The 25,490-nt window shown below is 58.9% G+C and carries 27 protein-coding genes and 1 riboswitch; of the genes, 10 read left to right on the top strand and 17 right to left on the bottom strand.

Annotated elements, in window-relative coordinates:
- Positions 1-46 precede the first annotated feature (46 nt).
- Genes FXV83_RS16675 through FXV83_RS16645 form a run of 7 tightly spaced genes read left to right on the top strand, consistent with a single transcriptional unit; the run spans position 47 to position 2,435 of the window.
- A complete protein-coding gene (locus FXV83_RS16675) occupies positions 47-271 on the top strand; it encodes a hypothetical protein (protein ID WP_148740499.1) in 225 nt (74 codons plus the stop codon).
- A complete protein-coding gene (locus FXV83_RS16670) occupies positions 268-462 on the top strand; it encodes a hypothetical protein (RefSeq protein WP_148740498.1) in 195 nt (64 codons plus the stop codon). The genes FXV83_RS16675 and FXV83_RS16670 overlap by 4 nt, the downstream gene beginning before the upstream one ends.
- Positions 462-641 (top strand): hypothetical protein, encoded by a 180-nt coding sequence (locus FXV83_RS16665; RefSeq protein WP_148740497.1) that lies wholly within the window; start codon positions 462-464, stop codon positions 639-641. The genes FXV83_RS16670 and FXV83_RS16665 overlap by 1 nt, the downstream gene beginning before the upstream one ends.
- A 59-nt stretch (positions 642-700) precedes the next feature.
- Positions 701-1,321, top strand: a complete 621-nt coding sequence (locus tag FXV83_RS16660) for an MT-A70 family methyltransferase (protein ID WP_148740496.1) — start codon at positions 701-703, stop codon at positions 1,319-1,321.
- Positions 1,318-1,662, top strand: a complete 345-nt coding sequence (locus FXV83_RS16655; RefSeq protein WP_148740495.1) for a hypothetical protein — start codon at positions 1,318-1,320, stop codon at positions 1,660-1,662. The genes FXV83_RS16660 and FXV83_RS16655 overlap by 4 nt, the downstream gene beginning before the upstream one ends.
- Positions 1,663-1,674: 12 nt before the next feature.
- Complete coding sequence (locus tag FXV83_RS16650; protein WP_148740494.1) at positions 1,675-2,211, top strand: CHAP domain-containing protein; 537 nt, start codon at positions 1,675-1,677, stop codon at positions 2,209-2,211.
- Complete coding sequence (locus FXV83_RS16645; RefSeq protein ID WP_148740493.1) at positions 2,208-2,435, top strand: hypothetical protein; 228 nt, start codon at positions 2,208-2,210, stop codon at positions 2,433-2,435. The genes FXV83_RS16650 and FXV83_RS16645 overlap by 4 nt, the downstream gene beginning before the upstream one ends.
- A 156-nt stretch (positions 2,436-2,591) precedes the next feature.
- Here the strand turns inward: FXV83_RS16645 and FXV83_RS16640 are convergent, their stop codons facing one another.
- The 4 genes from FXV83_RS16640 to FXV83_RS16625 all read right to left on the bottom strand — a co-directional run bounded on the left by FXV83_RS16640 (position 2,592) and on the right by FXV83_RS16625 (position 11,250).
- A complete protein-coding gene (locus FXV83_RS16640) occupies positions 2,592-2,966 on the bottom strand; it encodes a hypothetical protein (protein ID WP_148740492.1) in 375 nt (124 codons plus the stop codon).
- 41 nt (positions 2,967-3,007) lie between these two features.
- Positions 3,008-3,113, bottom strand: a riboswitch (SAM-I-IV-variant riboswitch).
- A gap of 127 nt (positions 3,114-3,240) precedes the next feature.
- Entirely contained in the window at positions 3,241-6,717 is a 3,477-nt protein-coding gene (locus tag FXV83_RS16635) for a type ISP restriction/modification enzyme (RefSeq protein WP_187435953.1), read from the bottom strand.
- Positions 6,718-6,721: 4 nt separating this feature from the next.
- Complete coding sequence (locus FXV83_RS16630) at positions 6,722-9,868, bottom strand: helicase-related protein (RefSeq protein WP_148740490.1); 3,147 nt, start codon at positions 9,866-9,868, stop codon at positions 6,722-6,724.
- Positions 9,865-11,250, bottom strand: coding sequence for a hypothetical protein (locus tag FXV83_RS16625; RefSeq protein WP_148740489.1), 1,386 nt, complete (start codon positions 11,248-11,250; stop codon positions 9,865-9,867). Before FXV83_RS16625 ends, FXV83_RS16630 begins: the two co-directional genes overlap by 4 nt.
- A 540-nt stretch (positions 11,251-11,790) precedes the next feature.
- On the opposite strand from FXV83_RS16625, the gene FXV83_RS16620 reads away from it, so the two are divergent.
- From FXV83_RS16620 to FXV83_RS44065, 3 genes are all read left to right on the top strand, one after another.
- Positions 11,791-12,345: a cyclin-dependent kinase inhibitor 3 family protein gene (locus FXV83_RS16620; RefSeq protein WP_148740488.1), complete on the top strand. Its 555-nt coding sequence runs from the start codon at positions 11,791-11,793 to the stop codon at positions 12,343-12,345.
- A gap of 16 nt (positions 12,346-12,361) precedes the next feature.
- The gene (locus tag FXV83_RS44070; RefSeq protein ID WP_235939710.1) at positions 12,362-12,637 is read left to right on the top strand and encodes a hypothetical protein; all 276 of its coding nucleotides are present in this window, start codon (positions 12,362-12,364) and stop codon (positions 12,635-12,637) included.
- A gap of 93 nt (positions 12,638-12,730) precedes the next feature.
- Positions 12,731-13,369, top strand: a complete 639-nt coding sequence (locus FXV83_RS44065) for a hypothetical protein (protein ID WP_235939707.1) — start codon at positions 12,731-12,733, stop codon at positions 13,367-13,369.
- Between the two features lie 25 nt (positions 13,370-13,394).
- Here the strand turns inward: FXV83_RS44065 and FXV83_RS16610 are convergent, their stop codons facing one another.
- The 13 genes from FXV83_RS16610 to FXV83_RS16550 all read right to left on the bottom strand — a co-directional run bounded on the left by FXV83_RS16610 (position 13,395) and on the right by FXV83_RS16550 (position 25,403).
- Positions 13,395-13,652, bottom strand: coding sequence for a DUF7220 family protein (locus FXV83_RS16610; RefSeq protein ID WP_148740487.1), 258 nt, complete (start codon positions 13,650-13,652; stop codon positions 13,395-13,397).
- Entirely contained in the window at positions 13,652-14,335 is a 684-nt protein-coding gene (locus FXV83_RS16605; RefSeq protein WP_148740486.1) for a nucleoside/nucleotide kinase family protein, read from the bottom strand. Before FXV83_RS16605 ends, FXV83_RS16610 begins: the two co-directional genes overlap by 1 nt.
- A 32-nt stretch (positions 14,336-14,367) precedes the next feature.
- Positions 14,368-16,326, bottom strand: coding sequence for a hypothetical protein (locus FXV83_RS16600; protein ID WP_148740485.1), 1,959 nt, complete (start codon positions 16,324-16,326; stop codon positions 14,368-14,370).
- A 119-nt stretch (positions 16,327-16,445) separates the two neighbouring features.
- Positions 16,446-16,781 carry a hypothetical protein gene (locus tag FXV83_RS16595; RefSeq protein ID WP_148740484.1) on the bottom strand — a complete coding sequence of 112 codons (336 nt, stop codon included), beginning with the start codon at positions 16,779-16,781 and terminating at the stop codon, positions 16,446-16,448.
- Positions 16,781-16,966, bottom strand: coding sequence for a hypothetical protein (locus FXV83_RS16590; RefSeq protein ID WP_148740483.1), 186 nt, complete (start codon positions 16,964-16,966; stop codon positions 16,781-16,783). Before FXV83_RS16590 ends, FXV83_RS16595 begins: the two co-directional genes overlap by 1 nt.
- A gap of 19 nt (positions 16,967-16,985) precedes the next feature.
- On the bottom strand, positions 16,986-17,462 hold the full coding sequence (locus FXV83_RS16585; RefSeq protein WP_148740482.1) for a hypothetical protein: 477 nt from the start codon (positions 17,460-17,462) through the stop codon (positions 16,986-16,988).
- A complete protein-coding gene (locus FXV83_RS16580) occupies positions 17,455-18,627 on the bottom strand; it encodes an N-acetylmuramidase domain-containing protein (RefSeq protein WP_148740481.1) in 1,173 nt (390 codons plus the stop codon). The genes FXV83_RS16585 and FXV83_RS16580 overlap by 8 nt, the downstream gene beginning before the upstream one ends.
- Before the next feature lie 10 nt (positions 18,628-18,637).
- A complete protein-coding gene (locus FXV83_RS16575) occupies positions 18,638-19,816 on the bottom strand; it encodes a phage late control D family protein (protein ID WP_148740480.1) in 1,179 nt (392 codons plus the stop codon).
- Positions 19,817-19,885: 69 nt separating this feature from the next.
- The gene (locus FXV83_RS16570; protein ID WP_148740479.1) at positions 19,886-20,107 is read right to left on the bottom strand and encodes a tail protein X; all 222 of its coding nucleotides are present in this window, start codon (positions 20,105-20,107) and stop codon (positions 19,886-19,888) included.
- Positions 20,107-20,631 (bottom strand): phage tail protein, encoded by a 525-nt coding sequence (locus FXV83_RS42765; protein ID WP_187435952.1) that lies wholly within the window; start codon positions 20,629-20,631, stop codon positions 20,107-20,109. The genes FXV83_RS16570 and FXV83_RS42765 overlap by 1 nt, the downstream gene beginning before the upstream one ends.
- A gap of 59 nt (positions 20,632-20,690) precedes the next feature.
- Positions 20,691-24,323 carry a M15 family metallopeptidase gene (locus FXV83_RS16560; protein ID WP_148740477.1) on the bottom strand — a complete coding sequence of 1,211 codons (3,633 nt, stop codon included), beginning with the start codon at positions 24,321-24,323 and terminating at the stop codon, positions 20,691-20,693.
- A gap of 194 nt (positions 24,324-24,517) precedes the next feature.
- A complete protein-coding gene (locus tag FXV83_RS16555; RefSeq protein ID WP_148740476.1) occupies positions 24,518-24,793 on the bottom strand; it encodes a phage tail assembly protein in 276 nt (91 codons plus the stop codon).
- Positions 24,794-24,878: 85 nt separating this feature from the next.
- Positions 24,879-25,403: a phage major tail tube protein gene (locus FXV83_RS16550; RefSeq protein ID WP_148740475.1), complete on the bottom strand. Its 525-nt coding sequence runs from the start codon at positions 25,401-25,403 to the stop codon at positions 24,879-24,881.
- Positions 25,404-25,490 lie beyond the last annotated feature (87 nt).

The raw sequence follows: 25,490 nt of genomic DNA, 5'->3' as shown, positions 1-25,490 counted from the left end.
GCCCTACGTCCGCGTCGCCTGCAAGCAGTGCGATCGAGAAGGCCGGATGAAGATTGCCGGCCTGATCGAACGCTTCGGACCGGACCGCGAGATGTTCGTGGTTCGGGAGAAGCTGACGGAGCCGGGCTGCAAGCGGGAGAACAAAAAGCTCCCGTGCCAGTCGGTGCTCCCGGATGCGCTGCTGGTGCAGGCGATTATGGAGCCGGACGAAAGCAAGGTTCTCGACCCGCGCCTCCTCGATGAGGCCAGGGAGTGGAAGGAGAAGCGATGAAGTCGCGTGAGATTGAAGCCTTGAAGGATGCTGCGACCCGCCCGGGTGGCTGGGGACTCTTCAAGCAGAAGACGACAGCGAAGCTGCCCGAGCTGGGCTACTTCGTGAAGGAGAAACACCCGGCGTACGGCAATCAGTTCCGCATCACCGATGCGGGTCGTGCCGCTCTCGCAGCCGCCGAGGCGAAGTGATGGCGAGCGAAGCGCTGGAGCCCTGGCGCGATCCGGAGAACTACAAATCCGGGAAGCGCGTCCGCTGCTACGGCTGCAAAACGGAGTGCCACAAGGCCCATTGGGGGAACTGGTGCTTCGACTGCAACGTCGAGCGGATCGATCGGATCAACAAACGCTTCGCCGAACTGGTGAAGTAACGAAACCAGCATCGACGGGATACGTGCGCCCGGACGCTTGCTTGAATGCAAACGAGCAAATGAACCTGAGACCCTTCCCCATCCTGCCGGCGCCGGCCTTCAACCTCGCGCCGCTCCAGGAGAACCACTACGGCCTCGCCAAGATCGATCCGCCGTGGACGTTCGAAACCTATTCCGAGAACGGCAAGGAGAAGTCGGCGGAGCAGCACTACAGCTGCATGTCGCTCGACGACATCTTCGCGCTCGACATCGATCGCCTCGCTCACCGCGATGGCATGTGGGTTTGGCTCTACGCCACCGCGCCGATGTACGACGCTGCCCGCGCCTGCTTCGACAAGTGGAACGTCAAATACGTCACCCAGGGCGTCTGGGTGAAGATGGTCAAGGACGGCAGCAGGCCGACCTTCGGCACCGGATACGTGCTGCGCAACTGCCATGAGCCCTTCCTGATCGGGAAGATCGGCAAGCCACGCATCCACTCCCGCAACATTCGCTCCGCGATCCTGGAGCCGCGCCGCGAGCACTCGCGCAAGCCCGAGCAGGGCTACGTCGAGGCCGCAAAGATGGCTGGGCCATATCCGAAGGCCGACATCTTCGCCCGCGAGCAGCGGATCGGCTGGGACGCCTGGGGCAAGGAAACCACGAAGTTCAATCCCCAAGCAGAAGCAGAGGCCGCATGACCATCAGCCGAATGAAACACGTCGAAGTCGCGAAGGTGGAGGCTGGCCTCATCACCTTCCAAGCCGTGCGCCTGGAGGAAGACAACGGCCGGAAGCACCCGATGCAATTCAACATGCTCGTAGGCGACGAGATCGTCGCGAGAATGGGTGAAGCAGCAGCACGCTTCTTCATCGAGCAGGCGTCGCAGGTGTTCGTCCGCGAATACGACGACGAGTGGATCCGACGCTCGCCGACCTACGCGGCCTCCATCGCCGCATTCCGCGCTGCCGCTGAGCAGCGCCAATCCCACGAAGCGGAAGAAGCACCCGCGGTTTCGACCGAGCAGCACCGCTTCGCATAACAGGAGAGTAAATTGAGAAAACTGACCACGGCGCTCGTTGGCGCCGCACTCCTCGCTGTGTCTTTTTCGGCCGCTGAGGCCCGACCGAGGCATCACCAGCACCGGCACCACCACGCCCACCATCGGGTGGAGCGCGTGGACGCGCGCCAACCTGTGCAGGAGCAGTCGTTCTTCGGCGGTTTCCAGTCGGGTTTCCAGAGCGGCTTCAGCACCGGCAGCGGCGTCGTGGAGCGCGCCCGCCAGTTCGTCGGTGAGACGGCACACCAGGTCGGCGTCCGCGGTACCCTTTGGTGCTCGGCATTCCTTCGCAAGGTCACGGGCGCTCAGGACGTCGATGACCGCGCCCTGTCCTGGGAACGGCACCAGCGCGTTGCTCCGCAGGTCGGCGCCGTCGTGACCATGGGCCGCCGCGGTGGCGGGCACGTCGGCATCGTCTCGGGCTTTACGGCCAAGGGCGACCCGATCGTCATCAGCGGTAATAACGGCGGTCGCGTGCGTGAGGCGGTCTATTCGCGCCACCGCATCCGCGCGTGGGTCTCGCCCACATGAAGCACACGGCCGAGCTGAGACTCGTGCGTGTGGTGGCACCGCACTTCGTTGCCGGTTTCGAGACTGACGGCGTGGTGCGGCGAGCTGCGCCGATCATCAGATACCTGGTCGGCAAGACAGACGACCAGGCGCGGCAGTACATTAAATCAAAGGGCTGGAAGGCGAGCATTATTCCCGATCACAGTCCGCCTGACTCTGGAAGCCACCCATTCCTTCTCGCGTAGATAACGGACGCTTTTGCTTGACTTTCGGAGGCGCAATTCAGCGCCCGAGCGTCGCGCGCATGGTCCCACCCTCGTTCCAAGGCACGCTCCAAAAAATAAGTCCGCAAGCGCTCACAGAAGCCCGCACCCGGCCGATCAGAGAACGACTGCATTTCCTCAGAGTGCGTCGACACGAAGCGACTCCGGCAAGTAGACGTTCGACGGCAGCCAGCCCACATCACCGTCAGGCCATTTCGCCCATTTCCATCCAGTAAAGGGACTGATCAGCCACGCGCCAGGGCGACAATCCTTGAGACGAGACTTGGCTCCGCTGACGTCAAGCATCGCCTTCGAACCGCGGGGACGCTCCCCATGAAGTCTTGGAAGAGACTCGAAGATGACCGGTGTACGCACCTGATCGACGGGCGGCAGTGCTTGCGTGGCCGCACCCCGTCGGTTGTCGATCCATTCCATGTATGGGAGCACGAACTCCGGCACTTCCGACCAAGGTATGCCGGCGGACGTTACATCGCTGGATTTCTTCAGCACCAAAAAAACTCTCCATCGGTATTCTCCGAGGAGGCTGACACTACCGCGACCTGTTTCGTTGCCGAAGTGGCCGCATCTCCCTAGCGGGAAGCCACCTTGCCCAGGGTTGGCAGGTTGGCGAGGGCGTCAGCCCCTCTCTAGATGCATAAGCAAATGTAGGTTTGCAGTAGACCTCGGTCAAGGCCTGACATTCGCCGTGAGGCAGCCTTTGCGATCCGAGCGCCATCGTAGCCTTGTAGCGATTTCAATCGGGTCGTTTGGCGGCTCGGCCTGATGTCTAAGGCTCTTTTGAGGGCGCATTCTCGATCATCATCGCCGCATGCTGAGGATTGGTCATTATTGCAGCCTGAAACGCGCCGGGCCATCCCCCGTGAGTTTCGATTACCTCGTCAATGTCTTTCATCAAGCGGATGGTCTCGGTGAGGGCAACCACAATCCTTTGGTAGTGCGCGATGTCGGCCTTAGAGAGCGTCCGTCCCTTGCGGTCCTTCAGCCACTTCTCGCAGACTTGATAACCACCTACGTGAAAGTTCCATACAGCTTCCGGCACACCTTGGAAGCCGATAGTCCCGGGCATAGGGGGCTGACCTTTTCTTGTCGCAGGAGCGTCAAGCCAGACAGTATCATTCGACCAGCCGACCCGGCCTACCTCGGGATTCTTCGGCCCGGTAAACGTGGTGATCAAATTTTCAAGACTAGATGACTCTAGCAGGTGAAGCTCGACGAGTTCTTGGCCAAGACGCGATAATTCTAAGAAGATATCCACCTTGCCAGGCAGAGGCACGCGCGGAAAATCGCTCTTAAGAAATTCGGCATAGCGCGTGCGATAGGTCGGCGAGTATAGAATTGCATAGATGAAATTGAAGGATAATTCTGGTAGAGGCCCTTCGATTAACTTGCTGATTTCACTAACCCAACCACCACTTAGGTTAACCCGCTTGCCTTCCGCGAAGTCGAGCGTACCCCCGTTAACAGTATCTTCCGGCATGAGGTACAGCGGCAAAAGATATGACTGGATAGTAGATTCTCCGCATTTCGTTTCCGTTGGTAGACGCGAACAGAGGAAATGATCCATGTCTGGCGATCGGTTGCTTCTGGCGGTAACAAGTCCGATGTTTTCGCCCGAAAGCATGTGCCGCATAACTCGCTCTCTCCTATGGACGGCAACATATCTGCTGAAAACAGTCCATCTGACGTCGAATGGTCGATACAGTACTGGCGTGACCTGATCTCGCCAATTGCTCGCCCTAAGTTCGCGTTTAGCGTTCTTGTAGTTCCACTGCGCCTGCGAGCAAAGGCGAAAATGCTTTCTGGCGTCGGCTTCCGTCCGCGTATCAATCAAAGTCTCGACATGCTCGATTATTTCACGCTTCGAAAACGCGATAGCAAACTCGTCTTGGGTAGTCACCATTCCTGGCGCGGGATCTCCGTTCACGCTGAAAATCTCAGGCACTCTCCATCCCTGCTCGTATTCTTCTTTAATGTCCTGATCCTGTGGTTCGAAGAGATGCTGAGGTTCTTGCGACGGGACTGAAGACCAGTAGACGTCGGTTGCTGCGATGGAACTGGACAGTAGCCATTTGTACTTGGTATCCCGCGCTCCCCAAACGTCTAGGTGGAATACACCGCTTCGGGCCGGATCTTCCGTCCTGGTAGTCGCCAGCAAGATTGCCACGCCCTGCTGAATGTCGAAAACGTTTTCCTCCGTCTCGCCCGAGGGGGCTCTCTCTTTTTTCTTGCTGCTTCCATGAAGATCTAGGACACGCAGTTGCCCAAAAAGAGATTTCAAGTCTCTTCGCATTCCCCGGAACGTCGGATTGTCAATGTAGCTATGGTTCGTGATAAGGCCAAGCACGCCAGATTTGGCCTTGCCGATTAGCCATTGATCGAATCGTATGAACTTGACGTAATCATCATGGAGCCATTTTGCTTGAGCAGGCTTGAAAAGCTCAGGGCACCCGGACTTGTAATCTTCTATCAATTGTCCAATGAACGTGATCCTACCGGCGGCATCCTTACTTACGTTGGCAGAGTGCCCTGCGTATGGCGGGTTGCCAATAACTACCGTGAATTGGCCGTTCCGCTTGATTTCATTGACCGCTTTCGCCTCGTGCGCAAGCGCAGGAATTGCGAACTCGAACCGACTTGATAAATCGTGCGCCGGCTCCAAGGCGTTGGTTAGATAAATTCGCGCTCTCTCGTCGCTGCCGAAACGGTATCCCGTTTCATATAACTTGAGACCAATCTTGAGATGGGCAATGGCGTAAGGCGCCATTAACAGTTCGTATCCGTGCAGGCGTGGCAGGAGATGTTTTGCCACGTACTCATTCCAGAACGCTTCTATCTCTTTCTGAGTACAGCCTTGGTCGGTCCACTTCGCGACTAGCGACCTATGGATGAGGTCGATAACTTCGACGAGAAAAGTGCCGGTCCCCGTCGCAGGGTCAAGGATTTGAACAAAGTCCTGATTTGGTGAGACGCCCTGAGGAATTTTGAGGTCTTTATGGCGCTTTGCCATCTCACCCCACGTCGCGGTGTCAGCGAGGCCGTCTACGAGGCCAAACTCTGTCCGCAACAACATATCAACGGAGCGCACGATATAGGAGACCACCGGACGCGGCGTATAGAAGACACCGCGCTGCATCCGCTTTTTGGCATCGTATTCTTTGAGGAAAAGCTCGTAAAAGTGGATGACAGGGTCTTCCTGCGGGTTTCGATCTCCGAAATCGCGGACGACAGCTTCCATGTTGGCATCGTCCAGCAGCTCCACGACTTCGCTTACACCCAGTTCATCGAAATCGATTCCCGGTCCGCCCGCCTTGCCGCGCCGCCCGCCGACCTTGAGGAATGTTTCCATCAGCTCGCGCAAAAACGGATTGGTTCGCATGTGAGCAGCGAAGTCGTCTGCGGTCTTCTTGTCCGGATCGGCGATCCTCGCCGACAGGAGACCATAGGCGATGGTCTGCGCGTACATGTCGGCGAAGCCGTCCGAATCGAGATCATGGACAAGCGCCTCCTGAAACGCTTTCATGAACGTGGTAAGAGGGCCGGCTTCGGTTTCGATGGCGAGCGCGGCCTTGATGCGATCGCGTATAGCGCGCGCTAGTTCGGCCAGCCGGATAGATAGGTCGCGCGAAGTGGCGACCACTTCATGATGACGGAGGTTGAACGCGGCGCGCCAGCTTTGTCGCCAAGCTTGCACGTTGGTATCGTCATGGGGCCAGGAGAGATGCTGCGTCAGCTCTTTGGCGACAGCATCGAGGTGCAGTGCAGTATCCAGGTTGTCCCAGCCCAGCACCTTGAGCGTTGGCAGATCGTGACCATCCGCGGCCTTCGAGAAGTGTGCGAACGTAATCTGGCGTTTATCGCCTTCGCCATAGTTTGAGATGAAGAGCAGATCATCTGCCGCCCATGCTGCTCGCTCGGCGCTATTTGCGGATGGACGCTTTTTGAGCGCCACCTGCCCCAGGATACGGCGCAGGGCGACAACCGGAAGATTCTTCGGCTCGAACTTGACGAAGAAAATACCCCATGGCTGTTTGGGTGAGAGCGGACGCAGGCGCTTAATGCTCTCGATCTTGGCAGCCGTCTTTGGATCAATACCGAGTTCTTCTGCTGTGAAGTCGTAAAAGAGATCGTCTACCTCTTCGAACGAGTCTCTTGCGATAGGCCATCCCATCTCATCACGCAGATACGCAATAAGTTGGGGAAAGCTCTTGATCATGGCGAGAGCGGCGCGGTGATCTGTCGGCATCGGCTCAACCCTCGTTAAGTTCCATCCAGCACTTGAGCGAAGGCTTGACCCCGACGGGCGCGTCCACGCGCTTAAGATACGTGTTTTTGATGTGCTTCTCGATCCTGCCACGGAGATCCAACAGAGTCTTTTCGTCGAAGGTGCACCGTCGCGGCATTTCCACACTGGAGCGAATACTGGCGACGATATCGCCAGGCTCTTCCAAGATTGCGTTGCGGCCGAGGTCGTACAAATACCAACGTGTCGTACCCGCTTCTGGGGTAAACTCACCGGTCTCCTTGTCGAGGGCGGGTAGACCATAGCAAAAGAACACCCCTGTCGTGCCCTTTGACGGCCTTTGCCTGCCGCTAAACATCCCGCCGGGCAATGCCCTGAGGCGATCCTGAAGGGCTGGGTCCGCTAGAAGCAGGGCCTGATACTCGAGGTGCATGTCCTCGATGGCAGTTTTAGTGCCTTCGTATTCGTGATTGAATTCCTTAAGCGCATCGTAGTCATCTTCAGGCGTCAGAAGCTTCTTTCCTTCGATACCGAAGGTTTTGGAGATGAGAAGCGTTTTCTGGGTTACCTTAGTGTAAAGCGTCAAAATTGCGTTCAATTCGGCGGGAGGCAAAAAATTCCAGAAGCTTACTTTGCCGCGCGAAGAAGCGACCTCTGGATGGTCATTGATAAGCCGCTTCTCGATCTCCGGATTCATACGGCGATCGACACGGCCAATGCGCTGCATTAGCCTAACCGGATTCCAATGGATATCGTAGTTGATCATCCGGGAGGCATCTTGAAGGTTGAGGCCTTCAGAGAGCACATCGGTTGAGATCAAAACCCGGATTTCCTCGCGACCATTTTCGGCCAGCCTCTTGGTGCTGTGAGCGTTGTAATACGGCGAAAACCGCTGGATGACGTCGGCCCGATTCGCTTTGGTCGCGCTGTCAACCTGCGCTACTCCCTCAACGCCTGCCTTGTCCAATTGACGTTTCAGATACCGGGCGGTGTCGGCAAACTCGGTGAAAATTAGAACCTTTTGGCCCGCCAGTTCTTTGGACTTTAGTAGACGAATGAGCTTCTGCAGCTTGTCATCGTGTTTGGTTTCGAATTTTCTGGCTTCCTCGATGAACTGGACGATCTGGTCGAGATCTAGAACTGTCTCGTTTATCATCTCAGCAACGTCGTAATCTTTGCGATCGAGGCGTTCTACCGCATCGAGCATTTCCTGCGGCACGATATCGTCATCGGGATCGTTGTCGTCATCCTCCCAAAATTCCAATTGTCGCGTCGCCGCGTAACCGAGAATCTCTGCGTGCTGAGATTTCCAGCGCTCCAGCCTTTTCTTTTCTGCATCTGTCTCACTGTGCACTTCAAGAAAGGCCAGCAGCTTTCGCAGAAGCCGATCGCATGAGAGTTCGAACGCCGCCACGGAACTTTCGAACCGCTTGAGAAAGTTGGTTCGGATGAGTCCGACAACCTGCTCCTGACGTCCCTCTTCGAGGGGGTCTATGCTTTTGTCCGCGCCTTTGTACCAAGCAAGGGGGTAGTACATCGGTAATGTGAACAACGGTTTCGTGCGGGTAAATGCCTTTTCAAACATCTCCAGTAAGTGACCATAGGTCTTCCGGATGGAATACTCCGCAACCTGAGGAGCCTTTCGATCTGGAAAAACAGCTGCGTTGCCCGACTCTCGCATCTGGCTTTCACGGGCATACGCCCTGCTTCTCTGCACAACGAGATTTTTGAAGATCTCATCGGCAGCAAGAAAATCTTGGACTTCCGCTAAGTGCCCGGAGACATCCGCGACCTCAGGGCCGACTGTTTTGCGCAACTGTTTCTCTATATTGTTGAAGTGCGATCGTAGGTTATTTACACCCAGCGTTCGCGCGAAATAGGCCTCGTCGCGGCGAGTGAACAGCTCTGACATATGCCGAAAATCGCTGATCCGATTATTGATCGGAGTGGCCGTAAGCATGAAGAGGCTCTTGGACCGCACCGACGAGTCCAGAAGGTCGTAGAGCTGATAATAGCGGGACGGAACGCCCTCGCCATCGACGCCCGCGCGGCTTCCGGGATTGCGAAAATGATGGGCTTCGTCAATGATCACGACATCCGCCAACTCGGCTATACGGCGAAATCGCTCCGGAAATTCGCCCTTCCGTCCCAGATCCGTGTGGCTGAAGACCGCCAGATTGCTGAAGTCAGCATTGCCCCCAACCCCGCCAATGTGAGGCAGATATTCGCGCAGGTGAGGCTCCCAAACACCGTCTTTTGCTGCTTTCGGTGCAAACAGCACAACTCGCTTTCCTTCGTGAAGGACGAGGCGTTCGATCAGCATCAAGCCAACAAATGTCTTGCCCAGGCCGACGCCGTCGCAGAGAAACGCGCCTGAATGTTGCCGCGCGATCTTCATCAAGGCCCAATAGGCCTCTTTCTGGTAGCGATCAATTTTCGGAAACATTTTAGAGCGGGTCTCATCCCACTCGGTGGCGGTCAGTTCATGGCCACGGAAGAATTCCTGCAACGCTTTCGTGTAAACGTCGAAGGGTGAATAGAGCCGGACGTGACGAGATATCGCCTCAAAAATGAGATCGGTTACATCAGCCGCTTCGTTCCAATGAGCATCGAACCATTCCTGTAGCTGGGTGACTTCACGCGCGCTCTGAATTTGAACGTTCAACTCAATATTCTTGGTCAAGCCCGGCATCGTAAAATTGCTTGAGCCAATCAAGGCTTGTGAACCGACGACGTCGAGCTTCGCGTGCGTGATATATGTTTTCGCGTGAAATTTCTCGCGGTCGTAGACCCGGCATTCGATCTGCCGGGATTGAAGTGCCGCAATGATTGCCGGCACACCTCGAAGGAACGGATTCGGATCTTTGGTTGCTTCCAGGCTCTTGTCGAGTTCGTCGACAGCTTTTTTGACCACGGCGTCCAAAAACGCCTTTCGCGTGCGATGCGTGCTGTCGGCCCCCATAAGTATTCGGATTTTGCTAAGCGACTGCCATTTTCCATCCAGCGCCAGGATGGTGCCGATGTCGAAATAGCCAGTAGCGATATCAAAACCTTTGGCTATTTCTGTCCACTCTTCGAGATACCGAAGCGCAGTCCAGCCCGACACACTATTGTCGACAATGAAAAGATCGCGGCCCTTTCGTTCCTCGTTCATGACCGCACTCCCCGAGAAGAGGCAGCAACGGCCTGACGCTTCAAAACCTCGGTCTCGAAGGCGTCGAGGACGAGATCATACGATCCCTCGTTCTTGCCAACCTTCTGCGGATCTGCGCGGAAGGCGTCGAGAATGACACGATATTTCTTCACAATAGATTCTAGATGCTCGTCAAGGAACCGAAACGGATCCTCTTTCCAACGAACGTGGCCGTTTTCGTCTTTTGCCATCAGTGCCTTTAAGCCATAGACCAAAGGCATAATGAGCCCATCTGGATAGGCGTAATCCACTTCCGCGTCGGTAAAGTGCGTTCGCGGCTTTGAGCGCATTCTGTCGGCCATCTTGACGACAGCAAGCCCGCCAAATCGCCCCTCGCGCTCCCCGTTATAGGCTGCCGGGAAATCCCGATAGATTTTGTCGTAGAGCTCGGGCAATTGGCCGGCAATGACAAGTGCGCTGTGCACGGCTGTATTGTGAAGCTCATGGGTGTAGTCGCCATCCGAAACGCTGGAGACCTTTTCATCGCTCATCAGCGTGTCGAAGTGCTTCGCAAGGTCACCCTTGTTTCGATAGAGATTCTGGGGAGGTATTTTGATATCGACCGGTAGGTCGATAATAGAGAGTGGGATCCAGGCGAGCGCAATCAGGTCCCGCACCTTGATTTCTCCGCCGTCGTTTGATTTCCACTCAACGCGGTTCGCTATTAATGGCTGCAAGGATTTCCGCAGATACTCGTAGAACCCCTTTTTATTTGCTTTGGTTTCTAAGGTAAGCTCGACGTTATTGTTGCGCGCCGCGCAAATATCGAGAAGGGAGCTGTTGAATTCGCCAACGATCTCGTCATTTTCGATGTCAGCGGGAACGAGTACCTCAACCGGCACAAGAAAATCGAGAGGCCCGCTTCCTGACTCTTCGCCTGCGACTCGTTTTAGCTCTGTAATTTCCTTACGATTAGCTTCCCAAGCGTCCTTGAGCTCCGTCCAACGTTTGATCTTCTTGAAGATTCGATCATCGCCGAGCGCTCGAGCCAAAACGTAAGTCCCGATAGCCAGCATATTGTGCCCACCGTCCAAAATTCCTTCGATTTTGGTATTCTCGAAGCGGATCTCGTAGCGTTTGCGCTCAAGCGCCACATAGTTTGAGGCGCCGACAAGAACCCCCTTGGTCTTGAAAGGGAAAGTCTCGGGTGTATCGCAGATACTATCGATGATGTCCGCTGTGACGGCGCCCGCTTTGGCTTCGCGAGGGTTGGCTTCTAGATCCGCCGCATCAAACAGTTGCAGCATATTTTTGGCCCTGACGAAGCCCACAATTCGACGGACCGGGCCTTCGGTTTGCTCGGAAACCTGCTCAAAGCGAATAACAACTTTATCGGGATTCATTTTCGGTTCTCCAAAAGGAGAGACCGATTCTAGATGCGGTTTCCGCGTATGACGGTTCGATCGGGACGCAAAATGTCCCACCAAACCATCGCTATCCAGCGACACCACTACCAGAACCGTCTCGGGTTCTTGTTTCAGCTTCCATCCAGAAGCGTCATCAACATGCACAAGCGCCGGTTGTTCGTCAAGCTTGTCACTTCAGATGGTCCTGCGGAGCACAGGGCTGCCCCCATGGTGCGCTGCACAATCTAACATTGATGCCTTACGGGCCGATCGAAACCAGGACGGAAATCCAGAAATGGATGGGATTTCGTACCCGGCCGACTGAAGCCACTCATCAAAAGCCCCTGCCTCTTCTTGGCCGCATCTTTCCACGACCTCCGATCGATTCCAATGAAGTTGCGGATGCGGCCTCAGGTGAGCAGCCGTGGAGCCAGAAGCTGCAGAGTGGATGTTAGCAAGATCGCTTCGGAGTAACCTATAGCCGCGCAATTCTGCTAAACTTGAAAATTATCGCTGTCATTCCCGACGGGGCAGTCCTTGAATTTTGTTCGCACCAGCAAAACCCACCCGCTCAAGATTGCTGAAGTGCAGGCAAGCCTGCAACACGGACGGATAGGCATCACGTTCTGTCCGGGGAAGCACGACTTGAATGCCGCTACCGGCGCATGGCAGCGAGATCTCGGCCTTGATCTCGATGAGATCAAAAAGTGGGGCGCAAGCCTGATCCTCACACTGGTGGAGAAGGAGGAGCTCGAACAACTGCATGTAACCGACCTGGGTGCCGGGGTCGAGGCCCGAGGCATGGAGTGGCTCCATTTACCAATACGGGACGCTAGTGTGCCCTCTGCATTGTTCGAGAAGAGCTGGTTGACACATGGCGAGCGCATCCGTCACCTGCTGCGCGACGGCTCCCACATCGTTGTCCACTGCAAGGGCGGCCAAGGACGCGCCGGCATGATAGCGGCGCGCCTGTTGGCCGAACTCGGCATGGCGCCTGACGAGGCAATGCGGCTAGTACGGTCGAAGCGCGAAGGCGCGATCGAAACACGCGCTCAAGAAGATGTAGTTCGAGGAGCTAAACCCATCGCTTGATCTGTGGAGGCGCCGCGTGGATTGGTTTGAAAGACTGACCGGATTTCGCGAGGCGAATTATACCGCCACGCGGGCCAGGCTCGAAGTTGATGGTTATCGGCTGAAATCACTGGTCAATGGCAAGAGTTATTGCACCGGACACCTTGAACTGGTGTCACTATCGACGCTTCGAGATCAGGTGAGGTCTCACCAGCCGCCCGGGCGATTGAAAGTCTCACCGGTGAGTGGCGACGTGAGAGAGATGCACAGACGTGCTGAATATGCGGGTGCACTGTTTCAGGTGGCTTCATAGTTCAATCTTTTGGAGATGGTTGGGCCGGACAGGACGCCGGAAGACGGTGTCACCATCTATCAGCATGATCGAACCCAGGGGCCGGCATGCGCAATGGCTGCCGGGGCCGCCACCATCTACCGCAATTACTTCGCCGCCGTCGGCGGGCAGTCCGGACAAACGAGCGAGCGGCAGCTGGACGCCTTGGCGGATCTCGGCATCGCGCTGAGTGAGCGCCTTACGATGCAGGTCAGCGAACTTTGGACGATGAAAAACGGCTATGCGCTCGGTAGCGGATCCGGCCTCAAGGCCATTGCTGGTCTTCTTGGGCGCAGTACGTCCGACGAAATTGATTGGCTCCGCGGCAGACTGCGCATCGGGCTGCATCACGACGTCGAGGTCACAGACGCAGCCCAGCCCTTTCCGGTGGTCTCGCAAGCCTTTTGCTCGGCTCTTCCGGTCGCCTATAGTCAGATCTCTCCGCAGCATTGGTCTGCTTTTGCCTCGCTCGTTCTGGAAGCGGCTTACGAAGCGACGCTCTGGGCGGCCGTACTAAACGCGCGGCGTGGCGGTTCAAAGATCGTGCTGCTCACGAGTCTTGGTGGCGGTGCTTTCGGAAATGACGAGAGCTGGATAGAAGAAGCCTTGGTCCGCGCCATCCAGCTTGCGTCAAATTTTGATCTTGATGTCAAACTGGTCAGTTATGGGCGCGCATCGCCGATGTTCTCCCGAATTGCTCGCACTTGGTCCTGACAGCCCCCCTGATGCCATCCCAGAGTCACTGGGGGCAGCTTCTGCAATTATCACGATTTCCTCCGTTCATGAAGCGCGTCACGTAGACGTGGAAGAACCGGCGGACCAGGTAGCTGCGGATGATCGAGATCACCATGAAGATCAGGGTGATCCAGAAGCTCTGATGGAAGCTGGGGTGCATGCCGAACATCGGCAGCACCGCCCAGTTGGCGAAGATCGAGACGACGAACCCGATCAGGCTCGACGTCGCGACCTCTACCAGCGACATGACGCGGGACTGCATTACAGTCCCACTACGCTTGCCAGCGCCAGCCCAACAGCGGCACCGGCCGCCTTCGGGGATCCATCAAACGAGGTCTGCTGCACCTTCTTGAAGTGCGCCGCCATCGCGTCGTCTAGGTCGGCATAGAGCTGCTCGACGCTGGCGTCGTTGTGGATGACGAAGTCGGCCTTGATCCGGTCGCTGCGTTCGCTGTCGTGGACGCCCCACATCAGGCCGAACTTGTCGTACAGGAACCCGCCGATCTTGCCCCACTTGAACTTCGCCGGCTTGGTGCCGGGGCGCTTGATCATGATCACCACGCCGCCGAGCTGTCGGATGGCCTCCGCCTCGTTCGGGAAGCGCACGCTGTCGTTCATGACGCTCTCGCCATCATGGATGCCGCGCGCCCAGGTGTTGGCCCACAGGTCCTGGCTGATCAGCTCACGGCCCCACTCGGTGCCGATCGTGATCTGGGCGTAGCGCGACGTGACACCCAGGCACGGAATGATCTGCTCCTTGAGATCGCCCTCCAGGTAGCGCGTGATCTCGTCGGACTTCATGCCGTTCGCCTTCAGCAGCACCGCGAGCATGGCCCGCAGCGGCTCAGCAATGTGCTTGCGCCGCACGCCGTACTTCTTCTCCAGGTACAACGCCGCCGTGGTCTTACCCGACTGTGCGAAGCCCGAGAGGCCGATAACCGTCATATTTGCATTCTCCTTTGCATTCAAACAAACGTTCAGGCAGCCAAAGACGGCGCCGGCATGCGGATAACCCGCTTCCCCGGCCGCCACTTTCCGTTCTGCAACGTCGCGAGCGAGCGCTTCCCATCCGGATACTGGATGGTCACGGTGACCGCCCAACCCGACAGGCCCTTGTTGTAGCCGTGGCGCAGGTTCATGACGCCGGAGACGTAGACGCCCTCCATAATCTCGGGGCTATGCTTGTCTCCGATCGACATCTTGCGCCCTGCCCGCGCGAAGCCGGCCACGGTGCCACGCGCGCCGTTGGGGCCGCGGAAACCGTGGTTGCCGACCTGGATTCCGTCGATCAGGTAACTGTAGCCGTCGACACACCACTCGACCCACGCGCCCAGCTCGGGGCGCTTGAGGCGGACGGCGTGCTCCAGCATCGAGAACTTCGGCACCGGCAGCTCGTTGTCGAGCGCATGCGAGCGCGCCTCGACGTAGCCGAGGTACGCATCCTCCAGCTGGAGGCCGTAGCGGATGTTCGTGCCATCCATGCGGTACCGGCCCTCACGGACGTACTTCTCCAGCGCCAGGTCGTGGTTGCCCTCGGCGATGATCGTCTTGCGGTCCTCGCGAGCCAGCAGCGCCAAGAAGTCGCCGACGCCCTCGACCTCGTCCTCCACGCTGTCGCGGCCACGGATGGCCATCTCGTAGCTGTGGGCGTTGTCGTGAATGTGGTGGTGGTTCCGTGCCTCGTTGTCGAAGATGTCGTGCAGGATGATGTTCTCGGGATTGAGAACGTCGATCATGCTGTTGCGATACTGCGCGCGGCCACCCCGCATGTCCCATCCGAAGATGGCCATGCAGTTGTTCTGGTCGATCTTCCGGACGTGGATGTCCGGCATGGTGATCGCCGTCACCCGGTGCCCGGTCGTCACCTCAGCGTTCGCCACACAGGCGTCCAGATCGTAGAACGATCCGTCGTCGCTGGCGGTGATCTGGCGGCAGAAGATGTCGCCGTCATCATCGAACTGGACGATGGTGGCGCCGATCACCTGGTGAAAGATGGACTTCACGCCCGCCTTGCGCGGGATGACCTTCGGCCGCGTGACGCAGCCCGACGTCATAACCTGGTGCGCCTGCACGGCCGGATCGTCTGACGGGACGGACTTCAGCTGGCGCTTGGCGTGCGGGAACACGGCCCAGCGGCCCCGGCTATACGTCACGAGATCCGAGATCGGCTGCGCCGCTGTCGGCAGCGTGTTCATCTCGCCGCAGAACACGAAGTTCGAGCCGATCTTCATCTGGCCGAAGCACATGAACTCCGCCAGCTCGGGGGCGTATTCACGCGCCTGGGGATTGTTCTCGGCCCACCACTGCGTCTCGTAGGTGAACGGCCCGACAACGATCTCGGCGTTGAGGTGGGCGGCATAGGCCTGGAGGTTGGCCCAGAACTCCTCATGGAGCATGGAGTCGTTCTGCGCTGCCGTGAAGATGAAGCTCTTGCCGCGGCTGTCCTTGATTGGCTCGACACGCAGGGTGTCGCTCATCCAGGTGCGGGGCTTGCCCTCGCGCAGCACGTAGGCCTGCTCTTCACGATCCCAGCGACGGGTCATGTAGCTGTCAACGATGATGGACTCCGGGTTGACGACCGGATACTTCGACTTGGTGATGAGTTCGGTAACCTCCGTCGAGAGGGCCAGCGCCCGCATGTGGGCGTGGTCTTCGGCGGACAGTTCTTCGCCAGCTTCTTCGGACCCTCTGATCACGGTGGCGGTTTTGACGGGCGGCACATACAGCGACCAATCGACCGCGTAATGCGGCTTGCGCTTGCGCTTCAGCGCCTCTTCGGCGCGAACCCAGTTCGGAAAATTGATGCCTTCGCGGCGCTCCGCAGTCTTGGTAGCGGAGGCGAGGCCTCCACGCTGCCCTTGCGGATGGTAACCCAGCTGCAGGAGATCTTCGATGACCTTCTTTCTGCGAGCACGTTCTTCGTTTGAGAGCGTCATTTGACCCTATTGATGGTGGGGAACCCATCTCTAGGGGTGTGACCACCCCCGAGATCTATGGTCCCGGGGGTAGCACATTATTTGCATTCATGCAAATTTAGAATGCAAACGAGCTAACGTCAAGACTTAAGTTGAGCAAGCTTGACCATGTCGACGATGCGCCCAACGATGGCGTCAGGCATCTTCATCACGTTCTCGGAGAGCATATCCATGCGCTCGGTGAGCCGTGCCTCGATCGCCTTCACGGTCTCCCAGGAGGCGTACTCCTCGGCGACCTTGAGCTTGAACTCGGCCAGCTCCTTCTCCACGGCATGAACCGCGGTGGTGGCGTCCCTGCGGACGGTCTCCACCTTCGTCTCCATGCGATACCAGACGCCGGACACGAAGCCGGCGGCTGCGATGGTCGGCCCCGCGAGGCTGAGCACCGTCTCTAGCGTTACGTCTGCGAGGGCCATTAAAAGGTCCCCTCCTGTTCTGCCCTATCGAGCAGGGCCAAACAGGCCTTGGTGTCGTTGACGTTGGCGTTCGCGCTCGCCAGGGCGGCCCGGTAGCGGGCGATCACGGCCCGGGCATCCATGCCGGCCTTAATGGGCGGAAGCTCCACGGTGGTGGCGAGGCGCATGCAGGACTGGATGTCCATCCGCTCCTGCGGCGACGCATCACCGAATGTTTTGCAGGCTGCGAGCGTCAGCGGGAGACAGAGTAAAAGTCCCAGCCTTCGCAGGCCGGCGGGCCAGCTGCGTTTCATAGTCCTTGACCTTCTTTTCGAGTTTGGCCTTCGCCGCCTCGGACTCGGCGTGTTGCCCCGCCAGTTGGTCCGCGCGATCGGCCGCGCCTTCGTCCGGACACTGCGGATGGCGCGTCTCTTTCGGGCCATTGCACTGCCAGACGGGGATCTCCGGCTGAGGAGCCGGCTTCGACCGCTCATCGGCGAGCTGCTGCTTCAGCTCAACGACCTCGGCCTTCAGCTCGGGCTTTCCCTTGCCACCGAGGTGGAAGGCAAATCCGAACACGGTGAGCACCACGAGCGCGGCCAGGATGGCCTTGCCCTTGGTGGCAGCAAGCTCCCGGGCTTGCGCCCAGCGGAGCTGGACCGCGGCCCAGAGGACCGCGGCTTTGTTGGTGAGGTTATCCAAGGTGGACTCCAGTCTGATGGTCTTGGAGGCGGCGCTTGATGACGTCGCCGTAGAGCTTCCAGGTGACGAAGCCGACCGCGATCACGCCGACCCACCAGTAGGGGGCGAGCGCGTGCGCCAGGTCATGGACGGAGTCCATGATCCCCTTAAGCTGGTTGACCTTGTCGACCATGCCCTGCGCCTGATCGAGGACACCGGTCTGCGAGGCGCCGCCGAGAGCGCCGGCACCGACCAGGATCTTCGACATCAGCGAGCCCTTGTCGGCCGCGGCGACCGTCTGCGAGCCGACAGCGCGCAGATCGTCAACGGTGGCCTGGGTTCGCTCCGGCGCAATCTCGCGCTTGTCCTCGCTCTTATCGAGCAAGGCGGTGGTCTCGTCGTTCGGATGGCCGGTGATCTTCAGGCCCTCGCGCCGCTGGAAAGCGGACGTGGCGCCCGTGGTCAGATCGCCCCAGTCCCCGTCGATCTTGCCGACGTTGAAACCGAGGGACTTGAGCTTGGTCTGGTAGACCATCGTGATGGTCTTGCCCGGCTTCGGCTCGAAGTCGCCCTTCTCGATTTGCTCGAGTTTTCGGACCCAGCGCGCATCGGCGGTACGCATCCGGCTGTCGTAGTTGTTCTGGGCGTAGCCGGGCCCGTTGTAGCCCTTGGCGAAGGCCGTGAAGTTCTTCGACACGAGGTGCTTGTCGAGGTGGTTCACCTTGATCTCGCGAACCAGCGCGTCAATCTGCTCGTCGACACCCTTCGACAGCTCCTCGACCATCTCCGTGGCGTTCGGATAGTGAAGGGACTCGGCGTTGAACCCCATGGTCTGGCCAAGGCCCCAGGACGCCGCTCTGTTGGCGACTTCCTCGTCTACCGCCCTTGCTTTCGCGATCACTGCGAGGCGGCCGGATGAGGTGCCCTGGTCCTTGTACTGGGTGTTCCGACTCCACTTGGGGATCGCGAGGCCGAGCGAGATAGCCTTCTTCAGCTTGCTCGGCTCATGCTTCTGGAGTTCGGAATAGAACTTGTGCCGCTCGAAGAGCAGCGAGGGCGTGTGGCCGTCCTGCTCGAACGGCTTGCCCGACGTTTCGCACTCGACGACGGCGAGTAGGGCTGACGCAGGCCAGCCGTTCGCCTTCGCCGCCCGCACGATGGCGTCGATGATTTCTGCACTGAACATTTGATACTCGTTAGTCGGTTGTAAACCCGCCCTGATTGATCGCGTCGATGTCCGACTGCGACAGGTCGTTGGGGTTTATGTCGGGGTGGGATCGGAGATATTCGCCGAGCAACTCGCCTGGACCCGGACGCATGAACTCCTTCGATGCTTCCTCAAAGTTGGTGCCATTCCCCGGCGCCTTGCATTCAAGCGATGACTTGATGCCGGTGCTCTTGATGTAGGTGTGGGAGGCTTTGTCGATGACGTACGAGCCGTTGATGGCGTCGCGCATTCCCCGAACGAGAAGCGTCTGCTGGTCTCGGATCCAGGGGTCTCCCTTCGCGAGATCGAAGGTGGCCAGCACCTCCGCACGCTTCAGGTTCTCAGCCTGCGAGGCAGCGGCTTTCTCCGCCTCCTCCTTCGAGTTGAAGAGCTGGCCGATGTTGAATGCTCCGCCGAATTTGTTGGCGAGTCCCGGGCCGCCGGATTCTCCGCCGACCGCCGCTCCGACCCACTTACGGACCATCTCATCCTTGTCGAACCAGGCTGCCTTGACCTTGCCGTAGCCGGGCTTGCTGGCGTAACGGACGTCCCAGGTGCCGAAATGCTCCGGCACCAGCACGAGGGTCGGCAAGTCCACGCCGCTCGCGGTCGTGCCGTCGTCGCGCTTGATGAACATCAGCTTGCCGTCCACGACCTTGGCGACGGCGCCAGCCAGGCGCTCCAGCTCGTGGATCATATGCAGGTTGCTGACGCCCTGATTCTTGAAGGGGATTTTGATGCCGGCGAGGTCTCCGGAGATGGCGAGCCCCAGTCCGGTCTGCCCGGCCATTTCGCCGAGGATGTCGCCGATCGACTTGTTGGCGAACTCCTTGATGGCAGGCGCCTTGTGGATGTCGTTGGCCCCGGTCGATTTCGCGAGGAGCTTGATCTGGCGCGGCGGTCCGATGAAAGACACGTCGCTCACCTCGAACGAACCCATGTAGGCCATGCCGACCTCGACGTAGCCAAGCCAGACCGCGATGATGTCTCCGGTGTACGGGCGCGCAACGCGCCAGTCACGGTCATCGATCAGGATGGTGCATTGGTCGTCATTGCCGTTGCCGGCCTGGAGATCGACTTTGATCTGCAAGGTCCGGTCGTTGAAGTTCCCGGTGATATCCTCACCGTCCTTCATGATCCTGTAGATCGGGGTGTAGCCCGTGGTCACGCACGCCTCCAGAAAGAAAAAGGCCGCCCCGAAGGACGGCCTGTCTGACTCACGCGGAGCCAGGGGGAACTATCTCCAGAGGAAAATCTGCTGGATTACCGGAGGCGCGGTCAGTTCACGCGGCGGCTCCGGAAGATTGATGGCGAGCCCGGCGGCGAGGATGATTGGCTGCTCCTCGATGCCAGGGTTCTGCTCGATCACCCACTCGACGATCTGGTTGCTGGTCGAGCCGTAGCGGTCGTAGCAGATGCGATCGAGCCGATCGAAAATCTTGGTGATGTAGGTGGACATCAGGTGTTGAGCCTTTCGGACTGCCGGATGTTGTCGTTGAGGACGTTGCTCACCTGGTTCAGGTCGTCACCGTATCGCTGCAGCTCGACGGTGAAGTCGATCTTGTGGGCGATGCCAAAGACGCCGATCTTCTGTTCCTGAGTCCGCACGCGGCGGATCACGTAATTGCCAATCACCTCCGAGCCATATCCGGACGGGTCGGCGAGCGGGTAGAAGCGAACCATGATCATCGGCTTGCCGGCGCGGCCAGCCTTGCGCAGTCGCTCGATCGTGGAGAGACCGCCGAAGTGATACGGGAACATCCGACCATCGATCTGGATATTGTCCTCACCGGGGCCGGTGAACTGCATCGCAGGATCGCGCGAGAGGCGATCGGCCGAGGTCCAGGTGTATTGGGTGTCCCGCGCAATTGTTTCGAAGTTTGGGGTGTCCATGCCCTTCTGCGGCACGTAGAAGAGGATCAGTCCGGTCTCATTGGTAGCGTTGGGGTCTTGCGAGCCAAGACCAAGCAGAACGTCAGCCATTACTTCCTCTGTGAATGAAAAGAGAAACCCCGGCCCCGTAGGGCCAGGGTCAGTTTCGCTTAGGTGTACTCGGACGCGGTATCGTGCGTGCGCCAGTTCATCGACTCGTCGACGCGACGCTGCACCAACGTTGCCAGAGCTTCCGGATCGTGGCTGTTGCCGTTGATGTGGATCTGGACCGGACCACCACCACCGTAACCAGATGCTCCTTGGCCAGGCGCATTCTGGGGCGGAGGCGTCGGAACGTTCTGGATCAGGCTGGACGGCACCTGATCGGTGATGCCCTTCTGCTTCCAAGGTTGCGAGCCGTTCCATTCGAAGTGCATCGGGTCGTTGTAGGCCCTCGACCAGTCACCGCCCCACGACAGGCCGTACTTCGCCGCCATGTCGCGGACGTTAGACGGCATGTCAGTTCGGCCAGTTCCGTCCTGCGCGTTCTTGCCGGGGTTGATGTCGATCGCATTGCCGTAGGCATGCTGCGACCAGCCTCCGCCCTTCCTCTTGCCACGCATGGAGAAGCCGCCGATGTCACCGATCTTGTAGCCAGAAGCCTCAAGCTCATCGACGAAGCCCTTGAAGGACTCTGCCGCCGCTGCGTTGACCGTCAGCTTCTTGCCCGAAGCCAGCGTGATGGTCTGTAGGTTCTGACCAACTCCGCCGTACTGGCCATGCATGAAGTTGGCCTTACCCTTCAGACCAAGCTGCTCGGCCAGGCCGGGCGTTACACCGGCCGCGGCTGCCGCACCATTTCCACCGCCCATCTGGCCCATGAAGCTATTCACCCCTGGGAGCCAGTTCTTGTTCAGGCCATTGGGGTCATTTGCCGCGCCCAGCGGTGCGTAGATGCCCGCGAGCTTGCTCATGTCCCCGCCTGCGCGGGCGTAGTTCTTGGCGACCGTCTGAGCGGTCTTGCTGATGCCAGCATCCAGATCGGCGAACTGCATCTTCCTGGACCAGCCGGTAGCCGGATCCATGACGCCGCCAGGGTTATTGCCGGACAGGAACTTGCCCCTGCCGGATTCCTGCGCCATCACGCCTGCAAGCAGCGCCGGAGAGATGCCGTTGGCCTTCGCCGCGGCAACGATCTGGTCGTACTTGCCGGCAAGCGGCGTGCCGCCGAACACCCGGTCGAAGCCAGAGCGGTTCAGCTCTCCAGCCGATGCGACACTGCCACCCGATCCACTGAAGTTCGGGATGTTGTCTCGCCGGATAATGCCGCCACCCATGCTCGGCAGAGCGCCGCCAGGCGTGCTCTTGAGCAAGGCCGGAACGCCACCAATGCCGCCACCGCCGAGGCCGCCACCGGCCGATGCCCTTGACAGGCCGCCGCCGCCGCTGCTGCCGCCGTAGAAGGCGTTCTGGATGCCGCCCGTTCCACCGCGAAACGCCGCAAGCTCAACCCTTCCGGTGAACTTGTCGAGGCTCTGCGCGAGGTCACGATTGCGACCGCGACTCGAGAAGTCGGTCGGCCCGGTGTAGCTGCTGTTGTGCTTCAGCCGATCGCGCGTGTAGTCGTCGATCTGCTTTTGCCACTCCTGCTGGCTCGTTCCCGGCTTGCGCTTCGGCTCTCCCACAGGCGGCGGAGCCTTGCTGTCTGGTCCGTACCAATAGTCGTGCAGCTTCTTGCCCAGATACGCGCCGATACCCACGCCCAGGATGGGCACGGCAACCTCGGGCGCGACAATCAATGCGACGACCGCAGCGAGCCCTTCCAGGAAAGTCACGATGCTGGCGAGGACATCAGCGACCGAGCCGATCGTCTTGATGGCAGCCGCGAACTCGATGATGCGAGCGGTGAACTTGCCCATCGCTTCCGGGTCCTTCGAGTCAAGCCCGAAGGCATTGATCAGACCGGTGATGACGAACTTGACGCCGTCGTAGATCTCCTTCATGCCGGCCATGAAGCCCTTGGCGAATCCGCCGAACTCCTTGCCGTAGCTGCGGATATTGGCCGGATCGCCGAAGACGTCCCTGAGCATTGCCGTCCAGCTCTCGTATCCGAGCCCCTGGATGATACCGTCAGTGAACGCTTCGACCGTCTCTGTGATCTTCGAGGTGTCGGCCTTGCCGGCGTAGTCGATGAAGAAGCTGGCGAACTGGCCGAACATCTTCTCCAAACCGGCGCCAACCGCTTCCCACAGCAGGGTGAAAGCGGTCACCATCGACTTCCAGCGCCCGGTCAGACTGTTGATCTTCTTCGCGGCAGCATCGTCGTTGAAGTTTGCGTTCTTCGGGTTCTTGATGTTGTCGAGGATCTCGCGGATCTTCTCGCGAGCCTGCACCATCTGCAGGAACTCGCCGCTCCACTGGTCCTGGCCGATCAGCTGAGCAATCTGCTCCTGCTGCATCGGCTTCATGGTGCCGACCTTATCCAAGATTTTCATCAAGGTTTCGGTCGGGTTTGAAGCCATACGGGCAGAGAAGCCCTGCTTTCCACCCATGCCCAACAGGTTCGCGGCCTTGCCGAGATCCTGGCCGCGCTTCCCATTCTTGAACCTGGCGCCGAGCAACTCGGACACGATGTGGTCCATCATGGTACCGGCCTTGCCCTGCTGGATACCAGCGGAGATGCCGCCGGCCGTGAACGCCGACAGATCTTCCATGGACATGCCCATGGCCATAACCGAGCTGCCGCGCTTGTTGGCGGCGACGATTTCGTTGGCGTCAGCCCTCGAGTCGCGGGCTGCGATTGCGATGGCGCCCATGATCGAGTCGATCTTCTTCGGATCGAGGTTCTTCATGTCGCCGAGCAGCGTCGCGGCCGAACCGGCCAGCTTGGTCGTCTGGAGCGAGTCCATTTCCAGGCCGATCGACGACTTGACGATCGACTCGGTGACCGCCTTCGCGATTGCCTCAGGAATACCGGCCTTGATGACCTCGGTGTACGAGTTCATCATCGCGTCCGGCGACAGGCCGAACTTGATGGCGTCCGCGTTGCCCCATTCCTTGCGCATCTTCTTGACGGCCTCAGGGTCGAGGCCACCGAAGATCTGCATGTTGGTTTCGGCGTCGTTGATCCGCATGCGGGTGCGGAGAGCCGACACGCCGGCATAGCCGGAAGCCGCAGCGCCTGCCGCAGCGTATGGGATCGCTCTGCTGCCGATGTTGGACATCGACCGCATGCTGTTCATCGCGCTCCGTCGCATCGCAGCGAGGTTGCGGAAGTGAGCGCGGTGGGAGTTTTCGATGTTCCGCAGATGGGATCCTTCAAGCTCGCCAAGCTCCTTGTGGAACCGGCGCTGAAGGTCGAGGCGCTCATCGTTGGTCTTGTTGTAGATGTACTTGAACGCCTGGGCGTTCTTGTAGTGCTGGTACAGCTCCTCCTGAGCCGCCTTCGCGAGCTTCTTGTGGCCGCGGACGCGCGAGTTGACGTACTTCTCGTGGTCGTCCTTCGCCTTCTGAATATCGTTGGTGAGCTTGGTCCAGTGCCACTGGGCCTTGTCGCCCGATGCACCGTTTGCCTTTGCCCAGTTGAGGTGCTTCTGCGTCAGTCCGTTCAGCGCCTTGCCCGCGGCGTTGATCTTCTTGACGTAGCCCTCCATAGGGATGTCGGTGATGGCGTTGCCGGCCTTGCCGAGCTTCGCCATCTGAGCTTCGAGGCTCTTGATCTTCGCCAGGAGCTTGACGACCGTCGCGGACGCGTGGTCCTCGGCGGTAAGCCTTGCCCTGATGTCGAGATTGTTGTTGGACATTCGCTTCCTCGAAACAAAAAGGAAAACCCAGGGCTACTTGCTGCCCTGGGCCTGACGTATCTTCACGATTTCTTCGGCATCTCGCCGATTGAGTTCCTGGACGCCGTCTGCGATCAGACAGAAGTCATAGAAGTCCAGCGACTCCACGTCTTCGAGCGTCCATTTGAAACGCTCGAAGATCGGGAAGGAGTCGATTAGGAATCTTCCGACTCGCCCAGCATGCTCTTCAAAAAACCTTCGAACCACGCCTTCATGGGGCCGAAGTCCTCGACGTCGATCTCGGAGATGATCAGGGTGTCGACCTCCATGAGATCAGCCAGCACCTTCTCCATCGCGTTGACGGAGTCCTTCTCGACGTTCTTGATGAAGTTGCGGAGGTCACGCACCTTCGGGCGGCGGGCGGTCATCTTCTCGTACCGCGCACCGCGATACTCAAAGGGGTATTTCAGTTCGAAAACTTTCTCGGTCATTTGGTTTGCACACCTTGCTTGGGTAGAAAAGAAAAAGGCCCCGCCAGGATTGGCAGGGCCCAGTTGGTCGGACGGTCGCTACGGCTTAGTAGGTGAAGCCGAGAATCCGTCGCGCGTTCGACGTCTTGTCGGTGCCGCCGATGATGTTGATCTTGTTGAACACATCGATTTCGGTGACGGTGACGCCGTTGATCTCGTGCCGGTAGTAGTTGGCGCAGAGGTTGATGGTCATGCTGGCCTTCTTGCCAGGTTCGACCTTGCCGGGCTTGATCGACTTGATCAGCGAGTGCGTCTCGATGATCACGCCCTTCTCAGCGCCGCCCGCCGTGAGCAGATAGCCGCGGAAGGTGATCGGAACGTCGAGCGAGCCGACGCCGTAGCCGAGGTTGGCCCAGACCTCCTCGTCCCAGGTGTGCAGCTCGAAGTCGAACTCGATCTTCTCGATGCCCATCGGGATTTCGACGGTGCCGTCCATACCGCCGCCGCGGAACTCTTCCGTTTGGATGTTGATCTCGGGCGGCTGGAAGTTCGGCGCTTCGCCGATCTTGCCGTTGTCGTTGATCCAGACCGTGAAGTCCTGGAAAATGTTGGAGTCGCGAAGATTTGCCATTGATGTCTCCAGCCAGACGAAAGCGCGCCCGGCCCCGTAGGACCGAGCGGCTCGCGACTAGCGATGTTGGTGGGTGTGGTTGGCTCG

It is taken from the genome of Bradyrhizobium hipponense (genome assembly GCF_008123965.1).
In the GTDB taxonomy this organism is placed as follows: Bacteria; Pseudomonadota; Alphaproteobacteria; order Rhizobiales; family Xanthobacteraceae; genus Bradyrhizobium; species Bradyrhizobium hipponense.
The sequence above is the reverse complement of the archived record's forward strand: the minus strand, read 5'-3'. Positions and strand labels throughout refer to the sequence as shown.